This is a genomic window from Paenibacillus sp. MDV22-iso6, from assembly GCF_058408365.1.
Genome location: NZ_JBZVDZ010000019.1, coordinates 23,154 through 34,400 on the forward strand (window position 1 = coordinate 23,154; position 11,247 = coordinate 34,400).

The following is an 11,247-nucleotide window of genomic DNA, read 5'->3' on the forward strand; positions in this document are numbered from 1 at the left end:
GGAGGCCCGTTCATCCGTACAATGCATAGATAAATAGGTGATATTGTGGAAAAGACAGCACAGGCAGTGGCGGAATGGATGGTGCAGGAGATTAAATTCACCGGTACACTTCATCAGGAAGCTGCAATTGAATATGTAAAGTCCAATTTTGGTGAAGAATTTGTATTTGTGAATGAGAATGGTAATACTTCGTTATCAAAAGAAGTGAAGAAAGCGTTCCGCAAGCTACATCGTGGGCAGATTGCATGGGATCGTGATGCTTTTATGTGGGCATGGACCTAGTGTGTTATCATGTAATGGATTGAGCTTTCATGGATGTGTTGGATATGCATGTCAAAATATTTTATAGAAAATGTATAAGTTGGTTCGGATCTGCATATCCTTTCATAAGACCGCAATGAGCGGCAGGGCAAGCTACAAACCCTGTTCCAGTGCGTGCGAATACATGTATTTCCAAAGCTGTTTGAAAAGAAAATACAAAGATTTGCTTTTTGGTGGAAACGGAGTTATAATAAAAACAAGTTGTAGAGAGTGGAAAACCTAATTCACATATTGTAAAGGGCGATCACTTATAGGTTATGACTGGTACCTTTTTCAATGTGTGAATTTTTATTTGCTTGCTGCAAAGAACAAAGGAACATGTTAATCTTTATTTGGAGGTGTAATTCACATGCAAAACGGAACAGTAAAATGGTTCAACGCTGATAAAGGCTTCGGTTTCATCGAAGTTGAAGGCGGAGAAGATGTATTCGTACACTTCAGCGCTATTACAGGCGAAGGCTTCAAAACGCTGGACGAAGGTCAACGCGTGCAATTTAAAATTGTACAAGGAAACCGTGGTCCTCAAGCAGAAGAAGTTGTAAAACTGTAATTAAAGCATAGCTGCCTTTAACATGTTATAATGGTAAAGGCAGCTTCTTTTTTTTGAGCAGTTATAATGAAAGTCGGCCCAATAGTTGTCGAGACAGAAGTCCGGACGGGACAAAACTTCCGCTAAGTAGTGGCTTCTGTGAAATAACGTCGGATTAGATGTTTTTCCATAACAAAGGGGGTAGAAGTCATGTATAATCGCAAAAAACCGTTGGAAGAGATTCCACAAGCTGATGCGGCAATCTGGGAATGTACGAGTGATACGTGCAAAGGATGGATGCGGGACAATTTTGCGTTTGATAACGTACCTACTTGTCCGATATGTGCTTCTGAGATGGTCAGCACGACTAGGATGCTACCATTGCTTGAGAATTCGAATAGTAATCTTAAAACGATGCCTAAAGGAAATCGGATTTAACATAGCTTACCCGCCTCTAACGAGGTGTTTTTTTTTAAGTTGAACCTGACATCTTGTACAAAGGTAAGGGTATTAAATATGAAGTTCCCGGCATTCGTTTTGACGAATGCCTTTTTTTATATCTTTTTTTCCAATATGTCGGATAATGAAATGGAAATATATCCAATTTACAATGTATTTATTTGAATTCAGGGTTTGTAGAATAGATAGTAATCACATTTACACGCAATAAATAAAACGTTTTCGATAAAATTGTTAACGCTTACAGTTTGCCGATGACGTAATCGTATGTTCTCAGAGGAGGAAAAGCATTTTGAAGAAATGGTTAAGTCTTTCACTGGTTGCTGCTTTAAGTGCGACTCTTGTTGGTAACGCTTTCGCGGAAAGTGTGGAACCGAGCTCGACTCAATCTCCATCATTGGCTACAAAAGAGCAGACTTATGATTGGGGAAGGGCCAAAGTAGTGGGTGGCGGCTTCGTTCCGGGCATTATCTATAATAAGGCAGAGAAAGACCTCGTATACGCCCGCACGGATATTGGTGGTGCATATCGTTATGATGCTGAGAGTAAATCGTGGATTCAACTGCTTGATTTTGTTGGTTTTGATGAATGGAACATGTCGGGTGTGGAGAGCTTGGCTACAGATTCCGTTGATCCGGATCGCGTCTATATAGCAGCAGGTACATATACGAATGACTGGACAGATATGAACGGTGTGTTATTGCGTTCAACGGACAGAGGCGATACTTGGCAGCGGACAGAGCTTCCATTCAAACTTGGCGGTAACATGCCTGGGCGTTCAATGGGTGAGCGTTTATCTATCGATCCGAACAACAACCGGGTGTTGTATCTGGGTGCTCGCAGCGGAAATGGACTATGGAAAAGCACGGATTACGGAGTGACCTGGAGCAAGGTAGACAGTTTTACAGCAGTCGGGAATGTAAAGGATGACTATAACGATATTGCAGGCGTAGCCTGGATTACTTTTGATCCAAACACAGGTTCGCGTGGCCATACGACTCAGACGATATACGTTGGAGTGGCAGATTCTGAGAAGAGCATCTATCGCAGTACGGATGGTGGGCAGACTTGGGCACCTATAGAGGGCCAACCTACGCAAGGGTTTGTTCCCCATCACGGTGTGCTCGCATCCGATGGCTCCTTATATGTCACTTACAATGAGTTTGTTGGACCATACAGCGGTGGTAAAGGTGCCGTGTGGAAACTGGATACGAAAACAGGGAAATGGACCGATATCAGTCCAACTGGTAATACAGATAACCCGTATGGTGGGCTTGCAGTGGACAGCAAAGATCCGAATACACTAATGGTCGCAACGATGAACAAATGGTGGCCAGATGACTTCATTTACCGCAGCACCGACGGCGGGAAGACATGGAAATCATTCTGGACACTGGATTATGCCAAAGACCCAAGTCGGGAAAATCATTTTACTATCGATTATTCTCTATCTCCTTGGCTGGATTGGGGCGAGAAAAAGGAGTTGCCTGAAACTTCACCTAAATTGGGATGGATGATTGGCGACTTGGAGATTGATCCGTTTGATTCGAATAAAATCCTATATGGTACAGGCGCAACGTTGTACGGTTCGGATAACGTAACAGCCCTAGACCGAGATGAAACGGTGAAAATTTCCGTCAAAGCGGATGGTATTGAAGAGACGGCCATACTTGGTCTTATCAGCCCGCCATCGGGGGCGCCTCTTCTGAGTGCGATGGGTGACATTGGCGGATTCCGTCATGCTGACCTGGATAAGGCGCCGGAGATGATTACGAATCCGTATCTCGGAACCAGTACGGATATTGATTATGCAGAGTTGAACCCGAATCTGGTTGTACGTGTAGGTAACGCGGAAGGAAAGGCTGCTCGAATGGGAATTTCCACGAATAACGGCGTAACTTGGAAGCCTGCTTCGAATGCCTGGATCTCTTCCGATGAAGATAAGACAGAGGGTGGACATGCGGCCTTTAGCGCTGACGGGAAATCGATTCTATGGAGTCCTGTCAGCAAAGCTGAAGGAGAAGCAAGACCGGTGAGTATTTCGACCGATCAGGGTGCGACCTGGAAAGCTTCGAAAGGTATTCCGGAAGGTGCACGTGTCTCGGCTGACCGTGTGAATGGATCTGTTTTCTACGGATTCTCGAATGGGGCCTTTTATGTGAGTCGTGATGGTGGCGTTACGTTTGAGAAAACGACCGCAACTGGACTGCCTGTTGCCTTAACGAGTAACTTCAAAGCTGTACCGGGTTCAGAGGGTGAGATCTGGCTGGCTGCGGGAAAAGATAACAAGAAACTCGATAGTACGTATGGTCTGTTCCATTCCGTAGACTATGGTCAAACCTTCACCAAGCTGGCTAATGTGGAAGAAGCAGCCACGATAGGTTTGGGTAAAGCGGCGGTAGGGCAAGAGCATATGGCATTGTATTCCTACGCCAAAGTAGAAGGAACGTATGGGATTTTCCGTTCGGACGATAACGGTGCTTCCTGGATTAGAATTAATGATGATCAGCATCAGTATGGTTCAGCCAATGTAACGATTACGGGTGATGCGAGAGTGTACGGACGTGTGTATGTGGGGACCAACGGTTATGGAATTGTAACAGGGAATCCAGCAGGCGCCGAGGGCGGAAATGTCGATTCTGAGCAAGAATCAGGTACAGGGTCATCTACAACAGCTCTTCCATTCACTGATCTGGATAGACTGCCTCAAGATGTACAGGATAAGCTGGTTGCTTTGCGTAAAGACGGAATTATTGACGGCAAATTGGGTGGTATTTTTGCTCCTTATGCAGGTGTATCACGTGCCGAGTTTGTGAAAATGCTGTCTGGTGTCCTTTCGACTGTATCCGAATTGCCGGAAGCAAAGGGATCGAAATATGCAGATGTAAAAGTGGGAAGTTGGTATATGGGTTATGTAGCAGCGTTGGAAAAGATGGGTGTTCTTGTTCCTACAGCTCAAGACAAATTCAGACCATCTGCTCTGATTACCGAGAAAGAAACGAATGAACTGCTGGCAAGCACATTGAAAGTGCTGAAAGCGGATCTGGACACGAAGGACCAGGGGCTGGTTTCTTATCTGGCAGAAGACTATAGCGCGGATGAAGTGTTGGGTGTAAGCCGGGGTAAAGCATCCGTAGTGTTATATAACCTGCAACAGTGGCTGCAGGAGAAACTTTAAGTCTTATAAATGAAAAACGAAGAACCTTCTCGCATGAAGCGAGAAGGTTCTTTGTTTGTTTGGAGAGTTTAGATGAACAGGAATGGCAGCAGAAACAGTGTTGCTACCAGAGCCAGATCGATTCCTGCTCCAGCTCCATAGCTGTAACCACCGTAACCCCCACCATATCCTCCATAACCATATGGGCCGTAGGCCGAAGATTTAACTTTCTTTGTTGCAACAGCGTTTTTCTTGCTGCTTTTTACAAGTTGCTGTTTGGATTTGACTGAACACAGTCGTGGTCCTTCGAAACATCCGTTCAAATAAACTTTGCCATCACGACATTGACTAAGCGTACCATACATATGCTTACCGTCGTTCATAACGAGACAAACGGAACGTCCAACGTGCGGAGAAACCGTTTCTTCACATACCGGATTAATTCTGTACATGCAAATCCCCCTCATTAGGTGCGGTTGCCGCTTGAATTCAACGGTTTGTATATCATAGTAAAAAAAAGAACGATTGGTATGGACGAGTACCCGGATATTAGATGGGGAGGAGCCGTTTTTATATCTGCTCCATACACTGGAGGGAGTAAAAGGGAGGGGAGCTCATGGATTATCATGATTTGCTGGCCCGGCTCGGAGAAGGGAGTGCCCATCCGGGAGGGTTTACAGCAACGATGCAACTGTTGGATACGCTGTCTCTGCCTGCGCATAGTAAGGTGCTTGAGGTGGGGTGTGGTACAGGGAGGACGGCTTGTTATCTGGCTCGAAACGGTTATCGGGTAACTGCGGTGGATCTTAATCGGCAGATGTTGGAGAAAGCGGTGCGACGCGCAAGACGGGAGCGCTTAGATATTCGTTTTATTCAGGCAGATGTGAAATCCTTGCCTTTCCCGGATCATTATTTTGATGTGGTATTTGTGGAGTCTGTCACTATCTTCACCCAATGGCGAAGTACCCTTACGGAATATAAGCGAGTGTTGAAGCCAGGGGGTCTCTTCATTGATCGGGAGATGGTGTTATCCGGAAGGAAGACAGAGGTGATGAGCCGAAGGCTGAAACAATTTTATGGAATAAGGACACTGGCAACCATGACTACATGGAAGAAACGTCTCAGACAGTGTGGATTTACTGAAGTCTTGGTCAAGGAACAGTCTCGTTCTATGGGAAAATGGGGCGTGGATCATGATCCTCATCGGGAGATGGATATGAGCTTGTTTGAGGATGAGCAAGTGCAGCGCATGGGTCGCACCAATGATCGTTTGCTTGCGAGATACGGAAAAAGACTGGGTTATGCGGTTTTTGAAGCAAAGTCATCAATGGATAGCGATAATAAACAGAAAGAGTAGGATTACTTTTTGGCGTAGAGGCTAGTCCAATAACGAATGTGAAAAAAATAGGCTGATGCCAAATCTGGCATCTAAAAAAGCAACCCACTTTAAAGTGGATTGCTTTTTCTTTGTTTTGGGACTCTCAATCCAATCCAGTAAGTGATGAAAATAGTTCACGCCAGAGTTTGGTTAAAAGCATTACAGCATATCGTTGTCGATAATACGCCAGTGATGCTTCAGTAGAGCTTCCAGTTGCGGTTTATCTTTGGCTCGAAAAGCGCTTACGATTTGGCGATGTTCTTCATTTACTTCATTAAGTACACTGGATAGCTTCGGCTTGTTGTCACTAACATACGACTGGCGAATAAAGCTGTTTTTTAACGTGTTTAACATCTCGATGACAGTGGCGTTACCGCAGCGCTGGATGTACAGGTTATGAAATTGATATTGACTCTTACTGTAAGCAGCCAGATCGAGCTGGGTAATATCTTCATCCATTCGTGCAACAAGGGCTTCCATCTCCAGGAACTCAGACGGTTTGAGGTGGTCTACTGCAAGTGTAGCAGCAAGTGCCTCAAGCGCACCGATGGCTTGCGAGAATTCGAGTTTTTTGCCAGCGTCAAAAGGAGCGACGATAAATCCCCTGCGTGGGATATATTGCAGGAGGTTGTCAGAAGTGAGTTGAAATAAGGCTTCCCGAGTAGGTGTGCGGCTGATGTCCAGCTTTTTGCAAATCTCCGCTTCATTAATCTTCTGATTGGGGAGCAGTGTCCCGTCTTGAATTTTCTGTGCGATATAATCGTAAACGTGATCTTTCAAGGACCGGTATTTGGGTGCCTCCATACCGAATCCCCCCTTCTGTATATAGTGATGATTGGATGTGTGAGGGTGTGAGCCCTGTAATGGAGCGCCGTTCGGGAGTTTCAAGTTTTTATCATCTTAACACCGAGGGGGGAGTTGGGCAAGCAATCTTAATGATCTAAAATGGTGTTAGTTTCATGTTAAATAATTTACGTAATATGGAATTATAGCGTATAAATGTGTTAAGTTCATTGCCATACAACAGATTGTTTGTTAGTATTACTTACATTAAAGCCCATATATTGTCTTGTGTATATTGTATACAAGTTATATGCCTTTATCATTCCAAAACAGAACAGGGGTATGTTGAGTGAAAAGAGTGCTTTTGCCAATGATGCTGTTGTTAATGGTGGTAATCATGTCGGCTTGTGGGCAGGAACAAACGACGGGGGCCGGATCGGAACCTTCTCCATCCTCGGAGAGTGGTGGCGCAGAGAAGAAAGTAATCGTACTTGGCACCAGTGCAGACTACGCACCTTATGAATTTCACAAAAGCATTAATGGCAAAGACACTATTGTTGGTTTTGACATTGAGATTGCCAAGGCGATTGCTGCGGACATGGGAGCTGAGCTGAAGATTGAGGATATGGATTTTGATGGTTTGCTTATGGCGCTCAGCACGGACAAGGTTGATTTTGTGATATCAGGTTTAACCCCTACAGAAGAGCGAAAGAAGAACGTTGATTTTACGGATATCTACTATTATGCAGAACAGGCTGTACTCGTTAGAGCTGACGAAGGCGAATCGATAGCCTCACTGGATAATTTGTCGGGTAAGCAGGTGGGTGTGCAGAAAAGCTCTATTCAGGAAGGCATTGCTCAGGACATTCAAGGTGCCAAACTTACTTCTCTTGCCAAAATTCCCGAATTGATTCTTGAATTGCAGACCGGGCGGGTAGATGCGCTTATTCTGGAAAAGCCGGTTGCGCATCAGTATGTAAAGAACCAGGAGGGACTGGTTGTTGCAAACGCGAAGATTGAACAGGCAGAGGATGAAGGAGGATCGGCTATCGCTGTGAAAAAAGGCAACAAGGAGCTCGTTGATCAGATCAACAGTACGCTGGGGAAGCTCAAAACGGGCAGAGATATCGATCGCTTCGTTGTTGAAGCGAATGAGATTTTAGGCGAATAAATCGGGCGAGTGAGGGATATGCCGTGAATTTAGATTTCTCCTTTCTACTGGAATATTGGCAGGACTATGTGCGTAGCGCGTGGGTAACATTGGAGCTTTCCTTCTTTGGGGTGTTGTTTGGCACATTACTGGGGGTTATGGTGGCACTGCTGCGTATATCACGAGTGTGGCCTATCAAATTCGTAGCAACGGCGTATATCGAACTCATCCGCGGTACACCGATGTTGGTACAAATTCTCATTATTCATTATGGTCTGACCGTAATCGGTGTGAACCTATCCGCATTTATGTCGGGGGTGGTCGCGCTGACTATGAACAGTTCGGCATACATGGCAGAGGTGTTCAGGGCAGGCATTCAGGGAATCGATAAAGGACAGACTGAAGCTTCGCGTTCTCTTGGAATGTCTCATGGCATGACGCTTCGCTACATTATACTGCCGCAGGCCTTTCGTAACATGCTTCCAGCTATCGGCAATGAATTCATTATTATCATTAAAGATTCCTCGCTTGTTTCCATGATCGGGATTGCTGAGATTATCTATACAGCCAGAGCCGTTCAGGGGGTTACCTTCCAACCGCTTGCCCCGCTCCTTGTTGCTGCTGCCCTCTATTTTATAATTACATTTACGTTGGCCAACCTGCTCACCTGGCTGGAACGCAGACTTTCCATATCCCGATAACTTGCATACGGACTCTACGAATGAGTGGATTTAGGTGATAGCGGAAAAAGTGAGCAGGAGTCGTAAATGGTCGTGGCGAAGCATACATTGATATTGTATTTTGTATACAATATAATCAAAGAGGGGTGCTGGGAGTATATGTCAGATTCGAAAATGTTAATGGATTGGTCGGAACGTTATGCTGCACCTAATTATCATCCGCTCCCGATCGTTATTGAGCAGGCGGAGGGAGTATGGGTCGAAGATCCGGAAGGTCACCGTTATATGGATATGTTAAGTGCATATTCGGCATTAAATCATGGGCACAGACATCCAGCGATTATTCAGGCACTGAAGGATCAGGCAGATCGGGTAACATTAACATCACGGGCATTTCACAGCAGTGCGGCATCACATTTCTATCAGAAGCTCTCGCAATTTACGGGCAAACCCAAAATTCTGGCCATGAACACGGGAGCTGAAGCGGTTGAAACGGCCGTGAAAGCAGTGCGAAGATGGGCATATCGATGCAAGGGTGTACCGGAAAATCAAGCTGAAATCATCGTATGCTCCGGAAATTTTCATGGAAGAACACTGACGGTCACCTCTTTCTCATCTTCAGAAGAGTACAAAAAAGACTTTGGACCGTTTACACCCGGATTCAAAATCATTCCTTATGGTGACATTGAAGCGCTTAAGCTTGCGATTACACCAAACACGGCCGCTTTTCTCGTGGAACCCATTCAGGGGGAAGCTGGTATTGTCATCCCACCTGAAGGATATCTTGCTGAAGTCTTTACACTGTGTAAACAGCATAGGGTGTTGACCGTGGCGGATGAGATTCAGACCGGATTCGGACGAACGGGACGGCGATTTGCCTCTGATTGGGAGGGGGTTGAGCCTGATATCTGGATTATGGGTAAGGCACTGGGCGGGGGAGTAATGCCTATCTCGGCTATTGCTGCTAATGCAGAAATACTGGATTTGTTTGAACCGGGTTCTCATGGCTCCACATTCGGGGGGAACCCACTCGCTTGTGCCGTGGCTGTCGCAGCACTGGAAGTTCTGGAAGATGAGAAGCTTGCAGAGCGCTCGGAGCGTCTGGGGAATTATTTTATGAAACAGCTTCAGGGAGTTCGCAGTTCAGCTGTGCGTGAGATTCGAGGTAGAGGATTGTTCATCGGTGTTGATCTGCATGTACCTGCACGTCCTTATTGTGAGAAATTAATGTCTGTTGGATTGCTCTGTAAAGAAACTCATGAGACAACGATCCGTTTTGCGCCGCCACTTACCATTACAGAGATTGAGATTGATTGGGCGTTGGAGCGAATTACTCAGGTGTTGAGTGACTGATAAATATTTCATTCTTTGATTACTTCATATAAGCAGCGAAGGAGCTGACCTACATGGAAAACAATGATATTGAATCTGCAGGAACGCTGAATGCTTCTAATGAAACGAGCCAATTACTTTTACGTCATCATGACGTTGCTATCATTAAAGTTCCTTTTGGATTAGGTGGGGCGCGAGGTGGTGCTGAGCTAGGTCCGGATGAACTCATTACTGCAGGATTGAAACGTGAAATTGCAAGCCTTGGGTTAAATGTATCAAAAGAGATCCGTGTAGATTGTCCCTCAGAGTCTGTTGCTCCAATTGAACGAAACCGTGTGAAATATTTATCCGAGGTTAGACAGGTGAGTGAGCGAGTGTGCAATGAAGTGTCTGGGGCGATAGCGGGAGGTTCTTTTCCGCTTGTTCTGGGTGGGGATCACAGTGTAGCTATAGGTTCTCTTGCTGGGGTGTCTGCGCATTATTCCAATCTAGGTGTGATCTGGTTTGATGCCCATGCGGATTTGAACACAGAAGAGCGTAGTCTGTCTGGAAATATGCATGGGATGAGTGTTGCTGCCGCTTTGGGGCATTCTGCATTTAACTTGTCTCATATTCCGGGTGCAGGGTCGTTCGTTAATCCTTCCAATCTGGTCTACATTGGCTTACGTGATCTGGATGTGTATGAAAAGGAACAGATCCGAGCCCTTGGCATTAAGAGCTTTACAATGCATGATATTGATCGGATAGGTATACAACAGGTTGTTGAACAGGCGCTGGCTGTAGTCGGGGAAGGAACAGACGGTATTCATATTAGCTTTGATATGGATTGTCTTGATCCGCGTGAGGCTCCGGGTGTGGGTACGCCGGTACCAGGGGGATTGAATTACCGTGAAGCTCATTTCGCACTGGAGCTGCTCGCTTCTACCAACCGAGTTACGTCCATGGATCTGGTGGAAGTTAATCCGCTATTTGATCAGAACAGGCATACGGCCCGCCTTGGAGTAGAACTGATTGCTTCATTGTTGGGTAAACGGATCTTATAACGGTTGTATAGATATTTCTTGTTCGGATGAATTCATGGTTATATAGAAGGTAAGGTCTAATCATATAATGTAAGGTTATATAAGAGCCAGGGTCAGACTCATCCATACGATCTTCAACGGAGTGAAGATAGGTATGAGTACTTCCCTGGCTAATGGTTGTTGGGTGCACTTCTTTACTTCTGAACGGATGGAGGGTGAAGTTAGCTTTATAGAGTAATAATGTTTGGTTAGCGTGGCTTTCTTTTTACCTAAGGAGCCTTGGGTAAATATACGAGGGCTCTACTATAGAAGAAAGAGATTGTAGATTATCTGATGGAGAATGTGGTTCTAAAGTTTTTTGAAAATAAAGCTTGCGTTCATAATCTGTACATGGTATATTCTAATTCCGGCCAAGAAAACACGAGAAACACGGTGC

General features: G+C 45.3%; 11 protein-coding genes. 9 read left to right on the top strand and 2 right to left on the bottom strand.

What is annotated here, in order from left to right:
* The first annotated feature begins 45 nt into the window (after positions 1–45).
* From AC4PM4_RS30500 to AC4PM4_RS30515, 4 genes are all read left to right on the top strand, one after another.
* Positions 46–282 carry a DUF6953 family protein gene (locus AC4PM4_RS30500; protein WP_063568137.1) on the top strand — a complete coding sequence of 79 codons (237 nt, stop codon included), beginning with the start codon at positions 46–48 and terminating at the stop codon, positions 280–282.
* Between the two features lie 388 nt (positions 283–670).
* A complete protein-coding gene (locus AC4PM4_RS30505; RefSeq protein WP_024633772.1) occupies positions 671–871 on the top strand; it encodes a cold-shock protein in 201 nt (66 codons plus the stop codon).
* 189 nt (positions 872–1,060) lie between these two features.
* Positions 1,061–1,288: a cold-shock protein gene (locus AC4PM4_RS30510; protein ID WP_017691121.1), complete on the top strand. Its 228-nt coding sequence runs from the start codon at positions 1,061–1,063 to the stop codon at positions 1,286–1,288.
* 313 nt (positions 1,289–1,601) lie between these two features.
* Positions 1,602–4,487, top strand: a complete 2,886-nt coding sequence (locus AC4PM4_RS30515; RefSeq protein ID WP_491615269.1) for an S-layer homology domain-containing protein — start codon at positions 1,602–1,604, stop codon at positions 4,485–4,487.
* A 68-nt stretch (positions 4,488–4,555) separates the two neighbouring features.
* On the opposite strand, the gene AC4PM4_RS30520 is transcribed toward AC4PM4_RS30515, so the two are convergent.
* The gene (locus AC4PM4_RS30520) at positions 4,556–4,918 is read right to left on the bottom strand and encodes a hypothetical protein (protein WP_491615270.1); all 363 of its coding nucleotides are present in this window, start codon (positions 4,916–4,918) and stop codon (positions 4,556–4,558) included.
* A gap of 164 nt (positions 4,919–5,082) precedes the next feature.
* Here AC4PM4_RS30520 and AC4PM4_RS30525 point away from each other — a divergent pair, with 164 nt between their 5' ends.
* Positions 5,083–5,823 carry a class I SAM-dependent methyltransferase gene (locus AC4PM4_RS30525; RefSeq protein WP_063568135.1) on the top strand — a complete coding sequence of 247 codons (741 nt, stop codon included), beginning with the start codon at positions 5,083–5,085 and terminating at the stop codon, positions 5,821–5,823.
* Positions 5,824–6,003: 180 nt separating this feature from the next.
* Here the strand turns inward: AC4PM4_RS30525 and AC4PM4_RS30530 are convergent, their stop codons facing one another.
* The gene (locus AC4PM4_RS30530) at positions 6,004–6,648 is read right to left on the bottom strand and encodes a GntR family transcriptional regulator (RefSeq protein ID WP_063568134.1); all 645 of its coding nucleotides are present in this window, start codon (positions 6,646–6,648) and stop codon (positions 6,004–6,006) included.
* 328 nt (positions 6,649–6,976) lie between these two features.
* Here AC4PM4_RS30530 and AC4PM4_RS30535 point away from each other — a divergent pair, with 328 nt between their 5' ends.
* The 4 genes from AC4PM4_RS30535 to rocF all read left to right on the top strand — a co-directional run bounded on the left by AC4PM4_RS30535 (position 6,977) and on the right by rocF (position 10,832).
* Positions 6,977–7,798 (top strand): transporter substrate-binding domain-containing protein, encoded by an 822-nt coding sequence (locus tag AC4PM4_RS30535; RefSeq protein WP_491615272.1) that lies wholly within the window; start codon positions 6,977–6,979, stop codon positions 7,796–7,798.
* Between the two features lie 23 nt (positions 7,799–7,821).
* Positions 7,822–8,478 carry an amino acid ABC transporter permease gene (locus tag AC4PM4_RS30540; protein ID WP_491615273.1) on the top strand — a complete coding sequence of 219 codons (657 nt, stop codon included), beginning with the start codon at positions 7,822–7,824 and terminating at the stop codon, positions 8,476–8,478.
* A gap of 138 nt (positions 8,479–8,616) precedes the next feature.
* Positions 8,617–9,810, top strand: a complete 1,194-nt coding sequence (locus tag AC4PM4_RS30545) for an ornithine--oxo-acid transaminase (RefSeq protein ID WP_491615274.1) — start codon at positions 8,617–8,619, stop codon at positions 9,808–9,810.
* A 53-nt stretch (positions 9,811–9,863) separates the two neighbouring features.
* Complete coding sequence (rocF, locus tag AC4PM4_RS30550) at positions 9,864–10,832, top strand: arginase (protein WP_083584913.1); 969 nt, start codon at positions 9,864–9,866, stop codon at positions 10,830–10,832.
* Positions 10,833–11,247: the final 415 nt, after the last annotated feature.

Coding starts and splice junctions, on each gene's coding strand:
- AC4PM4_RS30520 (WP_491615270.1), bottom strand. CDS start 4,918: ATGTACAGAATTAATCCGGTATGTGAAGAAACGGTTTCTCCGCACGTT.
- AC4PM4_RS30505 (WP_024633772.1), top strand. CDS start 671: ATGCAAAACGGAACAGTAAAATGGTTCAACGCTGATAAAGGCTTCGGT.
- AC4PM4_RS30545 (WP_491615274.1), top strand. CDS start 8,617: ATGTCAGATTCGAAAATGTTAATGGATTGGTCGGAACGTTATGCTGCA.
- AC4PM4_RS30530 (WP_063568134.1), bottom strand. CDS start 6,648: ATGGAGGCACCCAAATACCGGTCCTTGAAAGATCACGTTTACGATTAT.
- rocF (WP_083584913.1), top strand. CDS start 9,864: ATGGAAAACAATGATATTGAATCTGCAGGAACGCTGAATGCTTCTAAT.
- AC4PM4_RS30525 (WP_063568135.1), top strand. CDS start 5,083: ATGGATTATCATGATTTGCTGGCCCGGCTCGGAGAAGGGAGTGCCCAT.
- AC4PM4_RS30510 (WP_017691121.1), top strand. CDS start 1,061: ATGTATAATCGCAAAAAACCGTTGGAAGAGATTCCACAAGCTGATGCG.